This is a genomic window from Ahniella affigens (genome assembly GCF_003015185.1).
Lineage (GTDB): Bacteria > Pseudomonadota > Gammaproteobacteria > Xanthomonadales > Ahniellaceae > Ahniella > Ahniella affigens.
Window position 1 is genome coordinate 4,986,538 of the sequence record NZ_CP027860.1, and the last position, 20,238, is coordinate 5,006,775.

General features: G+C 59.4%; 9 protein-coding genes. 3 read left to right on the forward strand and 6 right to left on the reverse strand.

The window, feature by feature from the left end:
- Positions 1-115: 115 nt before the first annotated feature.
- On the reverse strand, positions 116-5,671 hold the full coding sequence (locus tag C7S18_RS19235) for a DUF3320 domain-containing protein (RefSeq protein ID WP_106893087.1): 5,556 nt from the start codon (positions 5,669-5,671) through the stop codon (positions 116-118).
- 506 nt (positions 5,672-6,177) lie between these two features.
- On the opposite strand from C7S18_RS19235, the gene C7S18_RS19240 reads away from it, so the two are divergent.
- Positions 6,178-6,525 (forward strand): hypothetical protein, encoded by a 348-nt coding sequence (locus C7S18_RS19240; protein WP_146152012.1) that lies wholly within the window; start codon positions 6,178-6,180, stop codon positions 6,523-6,525.
- Here C7S18_RS19240 and C7S18_RS24570 read toward each other — a convergent pair.
- The 5 genes from C7S18_RS24570 to C7S18_RS19260 all read right to left on the reverse strand — a co-directional run bounded on the left by C7S18_RS24570 (position 6,511) and on the right by C7S18_RS19260 (position 12,560).
- Positions 6,511-6,648: a hypothetical protein gene (locus tag C7S18_RS24570; RefSeq protein WP_170113365.1), complete on the reverse strand. Its 138-nt coding sequence runs from the start codon at positions 6,646-6,648 to the stop codon at positions 6,511-6,513. The two genes, C7S18_RS19240 and C7S18_RS24570, sit on opposite strands and share 15 nt — an antisense overlap.
- 227 nt (positions 6,649-6,875) lie before the next feature.
- The gene (locus tag C7S18_RS19245; protein ID WP_106893089.1) at positions 6,876-8,687 is read right to left on the reverse strand and encodes a hypothetical protein; all 1,812 of its coding nucleotides are present in this window, start codon (positions 8,685-8,687) and stop codon (positions 6,876-6,878) included.
- A gap of 48 nt (positions 8,688-8,735) precedes the next feature.
- Positions 8,736-9,536 carry a TSCPD domain-containing protein gene (locus C7S18_RS19250; protein WP_106893090.1) on the reverse strand — a complete coding sequence of 267 codons (801 nt, stop codon included), beginning with the start codon at positions 9,534-9,536 and terminating at the stop codon, positions 8,736-8,738.
- A gap of 212 nt (positions 9,537-9,748) precedes the next feature.
- A complete protein-coding gene (locus C7S18_RS19255; RefSeq protein WP_146152013.1) occupies positions 9,749-10,195 on the reverse strand; it encodes a histone in 447 nt (148 codons plus the stop codon).
- Positions 10,196-10,412: 217 nt separating this feature from the next.
- Positions 10,413-12,560 carry an adenosylcobalamin-dependent ribonucleoside-diphosphate reductase gene (locus tag C7S18_RS19260; RefSeq protein WP_106893091.1) on the reverse strand — a complete coding sequence of 716 codons (2,148 nt, stop codon included), beginning with the start codon at positions 12,558-12,560 and terminating at the stop codon, positions 10,413-10,415.
- Between the two features lie 481 nt (positions 12,561-13,041).
- Here C7S18_RS19260 and C7S18_RS19265 point away from each other — a divergent pair, with 481 nt between their 5' ends.
- Positions 13,042-13,503, forward strand: a complete 462-nt coding sequence (locus C7S18_RS19265) for a hypothetical protein (RefSeq protein WP_146152014.1) — start codon at positions 13,042-13,044, stop codon at positions 13,501-13,503.
- A gap of 749 nt (positions 13,504-14,252) precedes the next feature.
- The gene (locus tag C7S18_RS19270) at positions 14,253-20,237 is read left to right on the forward strand and encodes a hypothetical protein (protein ID WP_106893093.1); all 5,985 of its coding nucleotides are present in this window, start codon (positions 14,253-14,255) and stop codon (positions 20,235-20,237) included.
- Position 20,238: the final 1 nt, after the last annotated feature.

Sequence of the window (20,238 nt, forward strand, 5' to 3'; positions counted from 1 at the left end):
ACGAGTTCGTCCTTCGCGGCCAAGCTATTTTGCCATGGTTTTCGTGACAGCTATCCTGTCCTCTGGGCAAGATAGTGGTTCCAATGCGCTGCGCATATTCGGCCCCAAGAACTTGTCAGGTTCGCTGTTTCAGTACCCATGAGTCGCCTTCAAGCACAATTCGTCCTAGTCTCTGCGCTTCCTGTGCTTGTCCCTCCACAACCTCACGAATCGCCGCACTCGTAGCAGAGAATCCAAGCCATCGGCCTACTGCGTGCGCAAGTTCGGACTGCCTCACACCGAGGTTGCGGCGAACTAGCGTCACGATGGCCATCTGCCATTCTTCGGGCGCGATGAACTCGGGTCGGCGTACGAGAAGTCCAGCGTTTGAACGGTCACGCCCCACGACTTGCGCATTCATCAGGTTCAGGAAGTTGCCTGACCTGATCACCTTTGAGGCACGGGTTGCATGGTCGATTGCTTGTTCGACCGCCCGCTGAATGCGTCCGCCAGCTCGTTGCAATCCCCAAGCGTCGCGAAGTCTTTGGAGGACGACGTCGACGTGTATCGGCCCCTCTGCTGTGACCACCTCGGTAACCAATTCGGCCAGCGCAGCGATTGGCACCAAATGGATCTCCGGGTGCCCGCGCAGGGCATTGATTGTGGCTTCTTGGTACGTGGGCGCTCCTGATTGCTCGGCAGTGGGCACAAGTCCGATTTCGGACACGTCATCCCGCTCAATGGTCACGACATCAAAAGGCACCGCCCGTCGACGCTTACCGCCTGCCTCGGCTTCCACAGCCAACGCACGCTTGGCCGATTCGATGGCATCGATCACCCTTGAGAGCTCGGTCTGCGGTCGGTTGTACCAATCCATGCTCCAGATGCGATGCATCACCCAGCCATGGTCTTCAAGCACACTTCGGCGCAGTCGGTCGCGATCCCGCGCCGATCGGGCCTGATGGTAAGAGCGACCGTCGCATTCGATCCCGAGGACGTAGCGACCAGTTTGTTCAGGATCTGCAACCGCCAGATCGATGAACAGCCCCGCGATGCCTACCCTCGGGTGTACAAGGTAGCCACGCTGAGTCAGCGCTTCCGCGACCTGTGCTTCGAAGGCGTCTGGCTTGCCGGCGCGTTCGGCGCCTGGCAAGTCGAGTCGGCCCGTTCGGGCGAAGCGAAGAAACAGCTTGAACGCTACAACGCCCCTCCCACGGGCGCGCTCGAGGTCGATGTCGTCATCCGTTATCGACGAGAAAACCTCGCAACGGAGCTTGGCGCGACTGATCAGAACATTCAGTCTCCGTTCTCCGCCATCGGCTCCTAGCGGTCCAAACCGCATCGCAATCGTGCCTTGCGCGTTCCTGCCATATGCCACCGAGATGAAGATTACATCCCGTTCGTCTCCCTGCACGTTTTCAAGATTCTTGACGAAGAATGGTTCCGTAGCGTGCGCTTGGAAGTAGTCTTCGACCTCCGGATGCTGCCTTCGCAAGTGTTCCAGTTGATCGACAATTGCGCGTCGTTGGCGCACTGAGAACGTGGCGACGCCTAATGACTGCTCGGGGTGCTCACGCGCATGACGAAGCACAGCTGCGGCGATCGCTTCCGCTTCCAATTGGTTGGCGCCTGTCCCACCGGAATCAAACATACCGTTCGGGAAATAGTGAAAGCGCAGCCCCATGCCAGCTTCTGCGGTGTAGGGACTGGGCACGATGATCAACTTGTTTTCGTAGAACTGGCTATTGGAAACGGCGATCAGCGACTGATGCCGACTCCGATAATGCCAGCGCAGCATTCGTTGTGAGAGTCCGCGTGCGCGGAACAGCCCGAGGATGCTTTCGATGTCGGCGACACGGGCTGACTCATCTTCGTCATCGTCTTCCCCATCCGTCATTTTCGAAAAGAACGTGGTCGGTGGCAATTGGCGTTCGTCACCAACCACGACCACTTGTCTGCACCGTGCTATGGCACCCATCGCATCCACCGGTTGGATCTGGCTGGCCTCGTCCATGACAAGTAGGTCAAACTGGAGGCGACCGGGTGGCAGAAATTGTGCAATGGAAAGTGGGCTCATCATGAATACGGGCTTCAGCGCCTGGACGGCAGGGGACGCGTCGGTCATGAGCTTTCGAATCGGCATATGTCCTCTGCGCCGAGCCATCTCGCCGCGCAGCACTCCTAGCGGGCCCACACCTCCGTCTCGGGGCGGCAGTCTTCGATGATGCGCCTGGACAACATGCACTCGGTTCGCATGAAGGCTTTGTAGGTCTAGCTCCGCGAATTCGCGAATGTGGCGGTTGTGCAGCTCCCCATCGAATCCGCGCAGCTCTGGGTCTCGGCGAGTCATGTCATTCAACAAAGCTTCGAAGTAAGCCATTTCGAACGCACCCAGCGCCTGCGCAGGCTCGAGGGAACTGCTGTAGAGCAGGTCCACAACACCCCTCAATCCGTTCTCCCTGGCGCGGTCAGCGCGCTCTATGAACGCCGTCCATTTCGAAAGCTGTTCGCCATGCTCGTTCCACAGCTTCAATCGATTCGTGATGTCAGCTATGGGCAGAACCCCAAGCGAGCCAATACCGAACAGCGATGCTACGTCAGCCCGAACCTCTTGCAGCAGTGCACCAAAGGATTCCATCCAACCTTTGTCGATTGGTGCGTATGTCTGGGCCAGCGTCCAAGGCGTCTGTCGATCTTCGATTCGGGCGATCAATGCGCGAATGTCGTTGTTGGCATCGACCCAGGCTGCGGCTGCCGTGGTCGCGTTCCAGTCAGTATCGTATCCTCGCCACAGGCTGCCGAACGCTGCTTTTCCGAGCTCGTGCTGAGCGTCGATGCGTCGACGCAGATCTTGAACGGACCGGAGGCGTTCGATCAGCGCGAGGCGCTCACTAGCCGAGAGGTCGCAATTGGCAAGCACCTGCCGGCTCGTTGCGTCAGCCTTTGACACAGAAGTTGCACGACCAAGCAACAAGGAGAGCCGGGCACTTGCGGCGCTCGGGGCTTCGTCGAAATTGCTGCTTACTGCCGTACCCAAGTCATTCCAAAAGGCTTCCAACAAGGGACGAAGCTGATTGAGCAACTGGTGCGCACGGTTCGCGCGGGCGCCGATGTCGGTGCGGTCGGGGAGTCGCGCAGCGATCAATCTGGGCTGGGCACCCAACCCTCTGAGGCTGCGCATCCATGCAACGAGTGCTCGCAGCGGCGTGGATCGGGACTTTTCTCCGTGCCAATCAGCGCCGAATGCGGCCCGTCCCAGTGCGTCTGCTTTGCGAATGGTCTGTGCTGCCTGTTGCGCCTCGCCGACGATATCGAGGGCGTCCAGCAACGCTTCCACAGGCTGCTTCGGATCGCGGACAAGCGACCGGAGCAGGCGGTTCGCTTGCCTCCATTCTCGGCTGAAGAAACGAAAGAGATTGCTGCCCCTCAAGCGAACAACCTGCCGCTCACGCTCTGTGGCGGTGTCCCATGCAGTGCTCAACACGCGCTCGCCGACCTTGGCCCGAGAATCTTCTAATCTTGCGACCGCCTCAGCCAGCTCTGCAGCTTGCTCTACGCCGGAATCCCATACCGCCGCCGCGAAGACTTCCGGGCTGGCGTCAGGCGCAGCAGCGACGCGCTGACCTGTCGCGACTGCTTTGCTCGCAGCTGCGAGCGTGTCGATCGGACCTTCAAACCCCAACACCGTCTTCAATCGACCGAGTTCGAGCACGAAAGTCGGGAGGAGCTCCGCAATCGAACGCGCCCGCATGAATGCCTCCGCAGAGAATTCCGAGGGCAATGAGGCGAGGGTGTCTGCTGCGTCATCGATGCGGACATCAAGCGCTGCTGGCAGCAAGTGTTGCCGCAAGGTTTCCCATGCAGACTGATGCTGCTGGCCTTTGGTCAACAACTCTGAAAGCGCCGGACGCTGCTCACTCCAGGCAGAATTGCCTATCGCGTCGCTGTCGAGAACCGGGGCTCCGGCCACGCGCTGGGCCAAGGCGTAGAGCTCCGACACTGCGTTGAAGTCAGCTGGCGGGGTCTGATGCAGACCGTTCGCGACTTCCACATGGCGTTGTTGAATCGCGGCAAGTTCGCTGCGAATCGTGTTGACCTTTTCGAGTAGGCGTGAGGTCTGGTTCGGCAGCATGACGCCCAGTGCCACGCCCCGCCAAGGGTGTTGTTTCGGCGGGCCAAGCGCGTCAACGCGTTCGCAGAGTTCCGCAAGCAACTTGCTTCTTTCGGTAAAGGCGTCCTTAGACCATGACACAGCATCCGGCAGGTCGATGTCGTTGGGCGGATGGCCCTGATCGCGCAGCCGGGTCAGTTCCCCAAGGACTTCATATGGAGTGAATTCAGCGACGGGGTGAGGGCGGTGCAGTCGGTCGACATGGCCATTGAGCCTGTCACGAGCTTCGGTCAATCGTTGGAGCAGGTTGCTAGCTGCTGTGCCCCGAGGAGATGACAGCTCCCAGGTTCGCTTCAGTTCGTCAAGCAACGCACGCTTGTTGGCCTTGTTGCTGTGCAACTCCAGGCACGCGTCACCGACACCCTTGTCGTCCAGCCGGCGCTTGACGACGTCCAGCGCCGCCATCTTCTCGGCGACAAAGAGCACTGTGCGCCCGTCAGCCACGGCCGCAGCGATAATGTTCGCGATAGTCTGCGACTTCCCCGTCCCTGGTGGTCCCTGAATGATGAGGCTTTTCCCGGAGCGCGCTGCCTGAATTGCCAGGGTTTGCGAGCTGTCCGCGTCAACGATGTGCATCAAATGCTGCGGAGCAAGTGCAGAGTCAATCGGCGCATCCTCTCCCAGTTCAGGCTCGGATGCGGGGAAACCGTCCCTCAGTAATGCCTGAATTAAGGGTTGCGAAGCCAGCGGCAAATTTGGCGGCCAAGCGTCCGATGCCAGATCGCGGTACATGAGGAACTTCGAGAATGAGAAGAACCCAAGCGCGATATCATCATACGAAACCTCCCATCCGGGTTTCGAGGAAACTGCTTGAGCGACCGCACTACAATAAGCCGTGTAGTCGAAGTCATCGCTCGCTTCGAAGGCCGGAAGCTTCAGTAGATGGATGCGATCCACCATTGCCTCAAGCGACAGATTCGACGAGGGGTCTTCCTGACGCCACTTAAGTTTGAAGCGGTCGCCGGCGGTTGCGCGTTCAAGCGAAACGGGGACGAGCACCAGGGGCGCGAAGCGGATGTTGGCCGCGTTGTTTGGATCGATCCACTTCAGCGTACCCAGTGCAAGATACAGGACGTTGACGCCCTGTTCTTCTTCGAGCGTTCGTGCATCGAAGTACAGGGTTAGGAGCCTCTTTTGTAGACCTTTCGAAGTCAAACGCGTGCTGAGTCTGTTGTCGCTATGGCGGCCGGCGACTCCTCGCTCGTCAACAGAATCTTCGCCAGGCTGCTCAAGGTCTTCGACCTCTTCCGCATTGGGTTCGATCTCGCCCCCGGCGCTGCGACCAGGCGCGAAGGTCATCGTTTTATTCTCTCGCACAAGCAGGCGATAGACCTCGGCGGCCTTTTCGTCGACCACCTCAATCAGGCTGCCACTTCGAGCCTTTGAACGCGGGATGTTGAGCAGGCGATTGCGAGCGGTGAGATCCAGCAGGTGGATCCTCGCCCTGTCCAGCTTAGTCTGGATGGGTAGACTACTGCGAAACAGTGCCCCGTCCGAGGCTTCTTGGCTAGTCGGGTCCATCTTGGTCTCCGCTTGTTCCCCTCGGCCATTATGTCTCAAAAGGCCCCGCCAAGCGCCGCCATCGCTACATTTTATTGAAGTCTCCAACTGGGAGCGACTATCCCACTAAAGGAAAGTCGGCGCGGTAGGCTGTAGTGATCTTGCCACAGCCGACTGCATTTCCCCTCCGTTAGATCTAATGATCAGAGCGGTTTCAGTTTTCGGCTCCAGCACCACTAATGCCAGGTCGCACGCCGCAACCCAGTTTGCTTGCGCTCGCTAACTGCAATTGGCTCGTAGTCGAGCAAGTAGTCGAATCCCATGTTGTTGGTTCAGGCGTAGTTGCTGTCATAGTTTGAAATCGTTAGGCCGCTATCTAAGTTTTGGTGTAAGTACGTTGCCAAAACCCGATCCCGCAAATTAGCGCGGTTCAGCGCGGCGCACTCACACCCGCACTTCAGAAAGCGGCGGCTGCTCCGGGTGCGACGGTGGCTGGCATATAATTGCAGTCAGCCACGCGACGCGAGATGCAACGCGAAGGCATCCACACCCCGCTCATCGTAACGAAACGTTCAACCTGCCCAATGCGGCGCGATTTCGGCAAAGTAGTCCTGATAGCGCGCGATCCTGTAAGCAGGATGATCAAAGTCTTCGGCTACATCATCGTCCGCGTCAACAACGTCGTCCTCCAGATCGATGACCTGGGATGCCTCGCCATCGTCACCGGTTTCATCATCTCCGTCACCGCCGAATTCGTAATCCGGATCGGGCAAGTCACCAAAGACAAGGGCCAGCCGCTGATCAAGGTCGAGCAGATAACCACCTTCGGCAATCGCCCAGTCCAGCGATGCATCGGTCGCCTAGTATTCCGCTAACGACTTCAATGCCATCGCCGGCCAATCCGCCAACTCATACGGCGCCGCAATCCCAGCCCAGTTATCGACCCAAGCCTTGGCGACGCCCTGCTCGATGACGACAAAATTGGCGCGATGACCCATGGCTGATTCCTTTCGTTTTGGTTGGGTGAGCGTACCCCGATGTTCGGGTGGATGCGAGCCGGCGGCCGCCGCGAGCGCTACACGCAGGGCGCATTAAGCGCAGCGCAATGCGCCGTAACCTCGCGGCGCGGGTTGTCTATGCGAAAGGCAGCCGGTTTTGTCTTCTCTGGCGAAGCGGCCATTACTCGTCGCAAGTTTGTCGGCGCAATGCGCTGCTCCTATGCGTCCTACTGACCTACGGGCCTTGATGCGCTCTTAAGACTGATTATCGCATCTATCATTCTTGTCAATCCCTCAACTACTGATGTCATACGCAACCTTGCGAGTGGCCTCAGAGCCTCAAGACTAATTTTCAAACGATTCCTCAAGCGCATTAGCCCGTCAATCTCATCCGTCAGGTACTCTGACCAGTTCGCGCTCTGAGTTCGCCAGTCAAGAAATCGCTGGAACTCGGCTATTTCGTGAGCCTTCGCTCCGACTAATGACCCTGCGAGCTGGTCAACCTTTTCCGCATTTACAAACAAGGCACGCGCTCGCCATTGATCTTCCGACGCCAACTCGGCTACATATTCTAGATTGGATATGAGCCGATTCATCACCTCATCTCTCTTCGCTTCGAGCTCCTGCTGAATTAGCTTGTCGTTGACATGGACGAGAGCTGTACCCAGTCGTTTTAGCGGATCTGAGAGATTGTCAAATTGCCGTGCCACTTGCTCGAGCCAGCCACGACGTCCAGATTGCAGTTGTTTTACGATAAGTCGCTGCTGAAGACTCTCATTGAGTTTGCCAAATACAATTTCGGGGCTATCTGCCAAAGCCGAGTTTTGCGCGAAATAGGCAATGTTGTACATCGCCCGAGCGAGGCTATCTGTTGAGACCGAATGACTTGGATGCGGATCAGTCAAATCACGATAGGCCTCCTCGAGGACATCATCGTCCAGACTCAGGTCAGCGTATCCAAGTGCCCTAAGTGCAGGGCTCTCGAAGGCATTCGCTGATTTTACTTGACTTAGCAAGATCGCTGCATCGTAGGTACCGTGCACGATTAGCTCAATGAGCTCCGGTACCGAAGGCCACCCCTCTGAATGCAGCTCAGCGTAACGCTTTCGGAACTCATCCAAACGATGGTCGGCTTGTTCGTCTTTCTTCTCTAGAGCCTCGAAGTGGGCCCGATAAGCAACAAAGTCAAGAACGAGTCGAATGACACTTTGATTTTCCGCGTCTTTTCTCAACTCCAAGCAACAGGGTGCGACCATTATTGCTAGCAGTGAGAAGTCTGGGCCGTTGATATCATGTCCGATATCGATGGCAACCTCTGCGAGGACGCCTAGGGCAAATCGCAAACTTCTCACATTATTCGTTTTCGATAGCTTGAACGCCAAGGTGATGGGCTCGATCGCTTTACTGATCTTCGTTCTTGCTATTTCGACCGGAAGCTCTTTGATGAGGATGTCGACTATCTCTCTGTGATCGATGATCAGCTTCAGCTCTCGATATATCAGCTTCTCTCTAACTTCCGCGAATTTGAACTTACCTGGCTCGTCGTCCTTCTTGTCCCTCTCCAAGAGTTTTGCCAAATTGCAAGCGAGCAGACATGGTGTCTGGCAGGATTCAATCAACCCCTGGAGAAATCCAAACAGGACTTGAGCGCTGCCTTCAAAGCGCTCCAAGTCGTCTACGAAGAGAAAGTTTGACGTGCGCGGCTTGGACTTGAGTCTTCCAAGCACCTTATCTAAGTCAAAGTTTGCCGTACGGAGGACGGCCCGCATTGCTTCTCCACCAACAGTGGCGGCAGCGGACCGTGTGACCGGGTAAGTCGCAACCAAAAGCGCATGTTCGAGATCTTGCGTCGTCTGGAGACCGGCAACCGACATTTCTATCGGCGTCTTCCCATCGCGGAGCGCCAAATCTTTCAGTTGAGTTTGCCAAAGGTGAGTCTTGCCCGAACCCCAATCACCATCGATGAGCAACGCGCCATGCGGAATTAGGCGGCGCAAGTACTTTTCGAACTGAGCTTGTAGCTTGGTGCTCGAATTCATCAGCCTTCCCCCAACAATCGGCTTAGACTTGGGTCCGATCGTTAGCCCTCACCCACACTTCGAATACCCACAAGACAAACAAGTCGCACACCCATCCATAATGATCATGGCCTTGGTGTTGCACTTGTGGCACATGGTCGCGCTGGGCGGGTACTTCGCGTCGCCGTTGGCGTCGGCGCTGGTGTCGGTTGGGATATGAGCGGCGGGCGCTTCGGTAGTCGAAGCGGCACTCGCGGGTGACTTTTTCTTTTGGGTGCTCTCGTACGCGGCGCGCTTTTCGGCGATCAGCATGCGGGTGGCTTCGGTCATTTCGGGGTCGTGGATCAGGCCGATGTGCTTGAGGTGATCTTCGACCACGGCGCCGATTTCGGCGACGATGGACGGCATGTAGACGCCGCCTTGTTTGAAATAGCCGCCGCGGGGGTCGAACACGGCCTTCATTTCGTCGACCAGGAACGACATGTCGCCGCCTTTTCGAAACACGGCGCTCATGATGCGGGTCAGCGCGACGATCCACTGGAAGTGGTCCATGTTCTTCGAGTTGATGAAGATCTCGAAGGGGCGGCGGGATTCGTGCGGGGTGCCCTGGTTCAGGATGATGTCGTTGATCGTCACGTACAAGGCGTGCTCGAACAGCGGCGATTTGATCTTGTAGGTTTCGCCAACGAGCATGTCTGGGCGCTCCACCTGCTCGGTCATTTGAATGACTTCGGCGGTACGCAGTTCCATGCGCTCATCGGGGTCTTTGTGTTTCACCACGGCGGCTTCGGCGGCATCGACGGCGGGCTTTTGATCGTCCGGCTTGACGACGGCGTAGCCTTTGATTTTCTTTGAGATCTTGATGGCCATGGTGGGGGTGCTCCGGTGCGGCAAAGGTAACTCTAAGGAATTGGGGTCGCTGTCTGCATCACCAAGCGATGCAGACGCCGCCACTGCACCGAGGTTTTCACCTGGCGCAATGTTGGGTTCGCCGATCGAAAAACCGGGGCGCCGAGACCGGCGCCCGTGAATCGGCAAGGTCGACCCCGAGGTGCCTTCACACCCCGGTGGCCGGCTTTGGATTATTTCTTCTTGGCAGCTTTCTTCGCCGGCTTTGCAGCCTTCTTGGCGGGCTTGGCGGCCTTCTTCGCTGGCTTCGCGGCCTTCTTGGCAGCGGCCTTCTTTGCTGGCTTCGCAGCCTTCTTCGCAGCGGCCTTCTTCGCTGGCTTCGCGGCCTTCTTGGCAGCAGCCTTCTTCGCTGGCTTCGCGGCTTTCTTGGCGGCAGCCTTCTTCGCTGGCTTCGCAGCCTTCTTGGCGGCGGCCTTCTTCGCTGGCTTCGCGGCTGCCTTCTTGGTCACGGCCTTCTTGACGGCCTTGGCCTTCTTGGCGACGGCGGCCTTGGCCTTCTTCACCACTTTCTTGGCACCAGCCATGGCTTCGGCGGCTTTCTCGACCACGGCGTCTTTCATGTCGACGGCTTTCTCGGCGACGGCTTCGGCGGCGGCAACTACTGGGTTGGTATCACTCATGGGCTTACTCCTGCTGCTTCAGTTTTGTGTTGTGTGGCGGTTCTTGGTAACCAAACGATCCGTCGTCTGATCCACCACGTCCACGAACCACCGTGGACGCTCATACGGGCCCGGCCGAAGCCGAGCCCAGGCGCGCCATCCATGACGCACCCGAAATACACAGGCGATGCTACCGCATTGCCGTGAGTCTACGAATGAGTGTAACGCCGACGCAGACTCAGAACTTGCCGTAGTAGCCTTCTTTCAAAGCGTCGAACAAGTTCGCCGCCGAGTGCACCTCGCCATCGTATTCGATTTCTTCGTTGCCTTTCACTTCAACGAAGCTGCCGTCGTCCAGCTCGAACCGATAGGTGGTGTTCTCGAGGTCTTGCTCCTTCACCAAAACGCCTTGGAACGCAGCTGGATTGAACCGGAATGTTGTGCATCCTTTCAAGCCCTGCTGATAGGCATAGAGGTAGATATCTTTGAAGTCTTCGAACGCGTAGTCGGTCGGGACGTTCGCGGTCTTCGAAATCGACGAGTCGACCCACTTCTGCGACGCGGCCTGAATGTCCACATGCTGCTTCGGCGAGACATCGTCCGCTGCAATGAAATATTCCGGCAGCTTCTCGTCTTCCTTGTCGGTAAACGGCATGGCCTTGGAGTTGACCAGGGTGCGGTAGGCCAGGAGCTCGTAGCTATAGACCTCGACCTTTTCCTTGGTCTTCCTGCCTTCGCGGATCACATTGCGGCTGTAGTGGTGGGCAAAACTCGGCTCGATGCCGTTGGAGGCGTTGTTCGCGAGCGACAGCGAGATCGTACCGGTCGGCGCAATCGAGCTGTGGTGCGTGAAGCGCGCACCGACCTTGGCCAGCTTCTCGACCAGCTCCGGCGCAGCCTGCGCGACACGCTGCATGTAGCGCGAGTACTTGGCGTGCAGAATGCGGCCGGGGATGGCATCGCCGACGTTCCAGCCGTCCTTGACCATCTCGGGGCGCTTTCGAAGCATCTCGGCGGTCACGGTGAAGTCCTGCACCAGGATCGGGGCGGGGCCCTTTTCCTCGGACAGGGTGACGGCGGTTTCCCAACCGGCGATCGCCATTTCCTTGGACACCTTCTCGGCAAAATCGCACGATTCCGGCGAGCCGTACTTCATGCGCAGCATCGTCAGCGTGGAACCCAGGCCCAAGAAGCCCATGCCGTGACGGCGCTTGCTCAGGATTTCGTTCCGCTGCTGTTCGAGCGGCAGGCCGTTGACCTCGACCACGTTGTCCAGCATGCGGGTGAACACGCGCACGACTTCCTTGTACTCGTCCCAGTCAAAGCGGGCTTTGGCGGTGAACGGGTCGCGCACGAACTTGGTCAGGTTGACCGAGCCGAGCAGGCAGGAACCATACGGTGGCAGCGGTTGCTCGCCACACGGATTGGTCGCGCGGATGTTTTCGCACCACCAGTTGTTGTTCATTTCGTTGACGCGGTCGACCAGGATGAAGCCCGGCTCGGCGTAGTCATACGTCGAGACCATGATCAGGTCCCACAAATGCCGGGCCTTGATCGTGCCAAAGGTGCGGCAGGCAACCATGCCATCGTCGCGGGTCACGTAGGGCTCGCGGTTCGGCCAGTCGCGCCAAACGACCTTGCTCTGGTCGTTCAGATCGACATCGATCTGCTCTTTCTTGCTGATCGGGAACACCAGCGGCCAGTCCAGATTGCCCGTCACGGCCGTCATGAACTCGTCGGTGATCAGGAGCGACAGGTTGAACTGGCGCAGCCGACCATCTTCGCGCTTGGCGCGAATGAACTCGCGCACGTCCGGATGCGAGACATCGAACGTGCCCATCTGCGCGCCGCGACGGCCACCGGCCGACGACACGGTGAAGCACATCTTGTCGTAGATATCCATGAACGACAGCGGGCCCGACGTATAGGCGCCCGCGCCCGACACGTATGCGCCGCGCGGGCGCAGCGTCGAGAACTCGTAGCCGATCCCGCAGCCAGCCTTGAGCGTCAGCCCGGCCTCGTGGACTTTCTCCAGGATGCCGTCCATCGAGTCTTCGATGGTGCCAGACACCGTGCAGTTGATCGTCGACGTCGCGGGCTTGTGCTCCAGCGCACCGGCATTGGACGTGATGCGCCCAGCCGGAATCGCACCGCGACGCAGGGCCCACAGGAAGCGCTCGTACCAGTACTTTTGCTTTTCGGCGTTGACTTCGGTTTCGGACAGGGCTTTGGCGACACGCTTGTAGGTGTCGTCGATGGTGCCGTCCACGGCTTCATTTTTCTTACTCTTCAGCCGGTACTTCTTGTCCCAGATATCAAAGGAAGCCGGCTGCAAGGGAATATCAACGATCTCCCGAGCCAAGCTCTCCAGGCGCACACTACTCATTTTTTCCTCCCGGACAGCAATCATCAATTCGAAGCAAAACTCGCCAAAATCACCGGAACACGCCCGCAAAGACTTGGGTGGTACCCAGCCCTTGTTCTATCAGTTGGTGTGTTCTGGTCCCTTATTGCCGGCAGGCCCACTCCGGAAACCCGGATGCGCGCCACCGATGAGGCCTTCTGGACTGCACAAATCGCAATTCCTGGGGTTCATCGGCATGCCTCAACACAAGATATTGTGATCAGAGCGAAGGGCGGACATTACGCCCGAGGCCCCGATTCGTCAACCACTGTTTCTGGATTTGTGGGCCGCAACACAAAAATTCTGCTGTGTGACCGGTTTGTCGCGAATTGGCGTTTGTAAGAGGATTCCCTACCCCGACGCTGTGAGTCGACCCATGCTGAGAATTGCACACAAGTCCTTGAATATATTGATTGTATCGGCTCTTTTCGGTTTGGGAGCCGCGTCTGCCCTGGCGGCTCCGGTGTCGCTCGCAAAGGATTTCGAATACACCACCTTGAGCCTGGACGCGGACCGTTGGGACATCGAAACGAACGGCACGGATAGCGACGACGATCCGGAGTTTATCGCGCACTTTGACAGCAAGATCGAGCTTGATCTCGGCGAATTGGCAACTATTCCGTTCATTACGGGCGATCCGGACGACATGCTTGACGCCTACGAAAGCAACCTCAAAGGCGTCTTCCACATTTTTGACCGGCAAAAACGGCTGCCAACCGGCTTTACGGCCCCCAAAGGCTATACCTGCCGGTCGTACCGTGGCGCCATGTTCGAGGGCTCGGAGCCGGACTCGACCGACATCACCTGCTATGCGCCCTACAGCGGCGGCGCCCGGACGATGCAGATCGAGATCAAGGATGGGTCGGATGATTCCCATCTGAAGGCACTGCAGCAGGCGGTAGATGGGATTCGGTTGTCGGCTTGATGGTTGTTTGTTCGCTGGAGTCCGCCCAGCGGCTTCAAGACCTTCAAACCCACCCCGGATCAAGTCCGGGGTGACGAATCGCGAGAGTGTCCGTCGAGGCAAAGTCGTTGCGTCAGACGCTAGAAAGGGTCGGTTCCCCAAGGAGTTCCAATCCACCTCTCGTCACCCCCGGACTTGATCCGGGGTGGGTTTCAGGCTCGCGACAAACTGACCCATCATTTGCGCTCATCATCGATTCCGAACCCGATCGGCTAGGTCGCTCGAACCAGTCCTTTGTTGTTTTCACACAGTCTGTTTCGTCGGGATGACGAGTTGGGATAGCGCCGCAAACTCCAATCGTTTTCACACAGTCTGGAAAGTCGGGATGACGGCAATGAGGTTGCGTCGCAAACTCCAGCTGTTTCACACAGCCTGCTTCGCAGGCATGACGGTGTGTGTGCCACAACGGTTCGCTGTCGAAATGGCAGGTGACGGGTGGCATACCCGTTGGGGTACTCGTCGTTTACGCCACGACTCACCGCCCGTTCGGTGCGCTCAGAAAGCCTGCATCCCGGCAGCCCGAAGCGCCAGGTCGCGATGCCTGCCGCCGCTCATGGCACCCCTGTCAGATTTCGCAGTAGGACCCGCCCTGGAAGTGTGCTACCAATGGCACATCGCAAACTCCAGTCTGGGGCGGGTTGCCAGCGGGTGCGCGACGGGGAAGAAACGACCGCTTGGGGTCTGGACGCTGGTTGAACGGGGTTGCTCACATGAATAACCGTCGACGTTTTTTCAGTAGGTTGGCGTTACTGCATCGACCGTTGTTGGTGTTTTCGTTACTGCTCGGATGGTTGACGGCGGGGATTGCCGCCGAATCGGTGCCCGCAAACACGGTGCATGCCGACGTCGTGGCGCTGAATCAGCCGTGGTGGTTCAACCGGCTCGGCGCATCCCAACCCAACGGCATGATGTTCGCGCTGAAGCGCGATGTGGTGCCGCAGGATGCTGATAGCGACGTGCTGATGCCGGGTAGCGTCACGCTGCGCCCGGACAAGCGGCCACGGCCCATTGTGCTGCGCGTGAACGTGGGTCAGTACCTCGAAATCACATTCACGAACTTGCTCGCCAATTTGCCCAGCAACTCGGCAGGCGTGCATATTGCCGGACTGGAGCTCTCTGAAGTCACCGACGACCAGGGCAATCTGGTTCAGGCCGGAATCGATAGCGACGCCACGTGGGTGGGCAAAAACAAGAACGCGTTCGCCGCACCCGGCAAGACGTTCACCTACAAATATTTTGCGAAGACCGAAGGCACGTATCTGCTGTACAGCGCAGCGGGCGACTGGAACGGCCAGCTGGCGGCCGGACTGTTTGGCGCCGCGGTGGTGGAGCCGCAGAATGCCGAGTGGTATCGCAGCCAGGTAACGAACGAAGACCTCGCACTCGCCGCCCATACGGTCGCGGCTGGCAGCAGTTCGGACGAACTCATGGTGCCGGCGCGGCCCGAGATGTCGCTGCAGCGACAGATTTCGGCCAAGGGCAAGGCGCGCCAGATCACGCTTGATGGCGTCAAGGAAGCGCTCTGGAGTTTTGTCGAAGTGGAGGCCGACCGCCAAACCGTGCACAAGCAGGACGTCATTGTCCGCGATGGTCATGTGTTCGCCGCCGATGGCCGACCGTTGGTGGACTACGACGCGGTATTTCCGCCGGGCCACGCGCGTGCCGGGCAGCCGATCCTGCGAATGACTCAGCCCCGATCGGATGGCAGTGTTGAACTCATCTATTCCGACCTCGCGGCGATCATTACGGGGCCCGGTGGCGGCGCGTTTCCGTTCACCGAAAACGGACCGGGGTTCTACGCGAACCCCACCTATCCGAGTCGCCGCCAGCCGTTTCGCGAATTCGCGATCATGTATCACGAAATCTTTGCCGCGCAGCAGGCGTTTCCGCAATTCAATCCGCCGAGCCCACTGAGTGGCGTATTGGGCGCCGGCGGTGACGCGTTCGCAATCAACTATGGCGCGGCCGGGATTGGTGCCGAAGTCCTGGCGAGTCGTCTGGGCGTCGGCCCGATGGGCGGCAAACAATCGGTCGATCTGAAATTCGAGGAGTTCTTCCTGAGTTCGTGGTCGAACGGCGATCCGGCGATGGTGGTGGACGTGCCCGCGAATGCGGTGGCGGCACTGAACACGGGCGGTGACGAGCCGCCCACGCCATCGCCCGTGCCCGCGACGACGTCGCCAACGGCGCCCGGCCAACGCGCCACCAAGGCGTTCTATCCGGATGATCCGTCCAACGTCTATCACAGCTACATGCGCGATCACGTCACCATGCGCCTCTTGCACACAGGCCAAGGCATTACGCATGTGCATCACCTGCATGCCCATCAGTGGCTGCGCACGCCAAACAGCGACGACTCGCATTATCTCGACAGCCAGATGATTGCGCCGGGCTCCACCTATACGCTGGAGATGGTTTACAACGGCAGCGGCAATCGCAACGAAACCGCTGGCGATGCCATCTTCCATTGCCACTTCTATCCGCACTTCGCCGCCGGTATGTGGGCACTGTGGCGGGTCCACGATGTGTTCGAGGCCGGCACCAAATTGGACGCGAACGGGATACCGCTACCCGGCTGGAATCGCGCGTTACCCGATGGCGAGATCGTCGCAGGCACGCCCATCCCGGCCGTCGTGCCCCTGCCCTCGTTGGCAATGGCCCCGGCGCCCGCCCCGATACAACTGATTGATCAAGGCACGCGGGTCGAAGTGGCCGCCGAGAGCACCTCGACCACGGGCGAGCCGGTCTACGACAACCCGGGTTTCCCGTTCTTTGTGCCCGGCATTGCCGGTCATCGGGCGCCGCATCCGCCGCTCGATTTTGCGTGGGAGGAGGACCGAGTCGGCGAACCCAAACTTGATGCCGACGGCAAGAAGACGTATCTGGACGGCGGTCTACCCAGACATCAGGTGCTGGATGGCACCATTGTTCGGGAGCTGCACACCCGCTGGGATTTCAGCAAGGATTTCATTGCCTATGACGAACACGAGACACCGATCGCCGGCGGCTTGGTCGCATTTGAGCTGCCCGAGGACGGGACCGCGGTTGAGAAGGCAGCCATGGCGGCCCACGCGACGCGGACGCATGCTTCGCTGCTGCCGAATGGCGACCCGGGCAATTTCACGCTGAATGGCTTGCCGCCAGCGCCGGGCGCGCCGTTTGCCGACCCAAGCGTCGATGACAATGGCAATGGTCAGGTCAACACGCGTCGCTATCAGGGCGCCGCGATTCAGACCGATGTGGCACTAACCAAACAGGGCTGGCATTTTCCGCAACAGCGCATGCTGTCGCTCTGGCAGGACGTCGCCCCCACCTTGAAGGGCGAACGCGCGCCGCAACCGTTGTTCTTCCGCGCCAACACCGGCGAGACCATCGAGTTTTGGCACACGAACCTGGTGCCCGACTACTACGACCTGGATGATTTCCAGGTCCGCACACCGACCGACATCATCGGTCAGCACATTCATCTGGTGAAGTTTGATGTGCTGGCGTCTGATGGCGCTGGCAATGGTTGGAACTACGAGGACGGCACGTTCAGCCCGGATGAGGTGCGCGGTCGGATTGATGCGCTGAATCTGATGGGCGGTATTTACGACTTCGACCCGAAGACGCAATTCCAGGGCAAAAATCAACGCAAGCTCAAAGCCAAGCCGGCGCCGCCGGTGTTTGGCGAGGCACCGGTCGGCCAAAACTGGGCAGGCGCGCAAACCACGATTCAACGTTGGGATACCGACCCGGTGGAGAACAACCAGGGCGAAGATCGCACGCTGCGCACCGTGTTCACGCACGACCACTTTGGTCCTTCGACGCATCAGCAAGCGGGGCTCTACGGCGGGTTGCTGGTTGAGCCGCAAGGCTCGAAGTGGTACGACCCGATCGCCGGCGGCTTGTTGTACGACACGAGCAAGCGCAGCGATGGCGGCCCGACGAGTTGGCAGGCCAACATCATCACCGCGAACCCGGCGGACAGCTATCGCGAGTTCGCGTTGGAGTTTGGTGATTTTCAGCTGGCCTATACCGCGGGCAGTCCGTCGAAGCGCGGCGTGCCGAAATCGGCATTGTTCACGTCGGTCTTCAATCCGCCGCCAATGGTCGGCCCTGTGCCCGAGGCGACCAAGGACTTGTTTGCCGCGAACGGTGTAGTACTCGCAACCGACGCGAGCATCGTGGCCGATGGCATTGACTTTCTGGTCTTGAGCAACACCGCGCCTGGCGTCGACAATCACTACAAGCTGCGCGCCGCAGCGCAGTCTCCTGCCGGCACGTACCAGGTATTCCCGCAGAACCTTGCGCCGGGCTGGTCGGCGCCTGAATTTGCGACCGCGCCGGCACCAACGCAGGCTTTGAATCAGGGCGCCGGTGCACCGTATCCGACCTTGATCAGCACGCCACCCTCACCGGGGACGTTCTCGCTGAACTATCGTGCGGAGCCGATTCCGGCTCGTGTCTGGAATCCGATCCGACAGATTCCAGCGAGCGGCAATGCGGGCGACTTGTCGTACGCGTACGCGTCGATCCCGCGTACCGATCCGCTGTTGAACGTGCAGCCGGTGCCAAGATCGCCAATTAATCCGGCCGACCCAGGCGGCTTCTTCTATCCCGCCAACATCAACCCGACAATAAATGGCCAGCCGGTCACACCGGTCGTTGACAACGCCAGCGTGCAACCGACCGACCCGTTCACACCGATACTCCGCGCGTATGCTGGCGACAAGGTGCAGATCCGCACGCTGGTTGGTGCGCACCACAATCCGCACTTCTTTTCGGTCGATGGCGTGAAGTGGCTGTACGAGCCCGATTCGAGCAACACGGGTTTCCGCAACAACCAGCCAATGGGCATTTCCGAGCACTACGAGATGCTGTTTGAGTTGCCGACCGGCACGGGGCCAACCGACAAGCCGTTTGCCGATCACCTGTACAACGCGAGCGCCGGCACCGATGGCATCACCAATGGCATGTGGGGGCTGATGCGTTCGTACAAACAGCCAGTGGCGACACTCGTGCCGCTGCCGAACAACCAGCCACCCGCGCGCCCGGTGGTCAGCCGGATTCAACCACCGCAGAATGCCAAGATTCGCCGGTTCAGAGTCGTCGCGACCACCGCCAAACAGGCGTTGAAGGGCCCGCTGATTTACAACAGTCGCGGGCAGTCGGGGGTGCCGGCACCGGCCCCGACGATTCAAGACCCCGACGCGTTAATGTATGTCCGCGCCGAAGATCTGACCTCGCCTGATGCGCGTGGCACGCTTAAGTCAGGCGTGCCCATCGAGCCGCTGATTCTGCGCGCTGCTGCGGGCGAGTGGATCGAGCTGACGCTGATCAATGCGATCCGGCCCGATGCCCTGCCCGGCTTCTTCACCGCGGGCAACGCCGCGTTGCCGCCGTATGGCGAGAGCAACTTCTTTGCGATTCCCGCGCAGCCAGGCGGCAATTTTGTCATCACGCCCGACGTCATCGCCGCGTTCAAGAAAGCGGGTTACACGCTGCTGCCGAATGCAACGGTAACGAATGCCACCGCTGCGAATGGCTACACGAGTTGGGCGATCACACCGCCGAACGGCACCGTTGGTCCCGGCAATATGGATTATGCGTTGACGCTCGATGTGGACCGCATTCTGGTTAGCCCGACGGTCATGCTGAATCCGTCCACCCGAGTCGGTTTGAATCCGCAGGTGGTCGGCTATGACATCACCCGCGGCGATGGCCTGAACGTTGGCTTCAACCAATCGGTGACCGTGGCGCCAGGCCAAACTTCGGCACCGATTTACTGGTACGCCGGCACGCTGGACTATGATCGGAACGGCGGCATCAAGGCCACGCCGGTCGAACTCGGTGCGATCAACCTGAATCCGTCCGACCCACTGTTGCAGCATACGCAAGGCATGGTCGGGGCGCTGATCATTGAGCCTGAGGGTTCCACTTGGGTCGAAGATCGTGACATGCGCGCGGCCGCAACCGTTACCAAGGCCGACCGCACCACGTTCCGCGACTTCGTCATGATCTCGCAGGATGATCTGAGCCTGAGCTATGGCAACGCGACGACCTCCCACGCGGTGAACTATCGCACCGAACCGATGGCGTATCGGTTCCCGACACCGATTGCACCGACCACCGACGTGAAGGCCGCCACCGCGAACGTGCTGGTTGGCGGCGTCGATCCGCAAACGCCGATTTATCGCGCCAAGGCCGGCAGCGAAGTCCGCTTCCGCATGCTGCACCCGGCGAGCGGCAATGGGGTGGATGGCGAGACGTTGGCGATCAGTGGCCATGCGTTCCAGGAAGAACCGTACACCAACGACAGTCGCACGATCGGCTTCAATCCATTGTCGCAATGGTTTGGGACGCGCGGCGGGCACGGCGCGCGGGATCGCTTTGAAGTGGTCATTGCCAGTGCGGGTGGCGAGCACCAGGTACCGGGCGACTACCTCTATCGATCGTTGCAATCGCTCGGCGGCAATGATTTCGTCGCGGGCAAATGGGGCATCTTCCGGGTCGAAGGTCCGACGACGTCGCAGCTTGCTGAAGCGGCAGCAGTAATCGAGAGCGTGGTGGCGCCGATGGCTGTGCCGGTCGAAGCGCCAGCGGAAACACCGGTTGCGAAACGCTTCCGGAACGCTGACAAGACGTTGAAGCAACGCATGGCCGACATGGCGGCTGCGGCGGCAGAGGCCGAGTCCGGCGAGGAGCAGAAGTAGG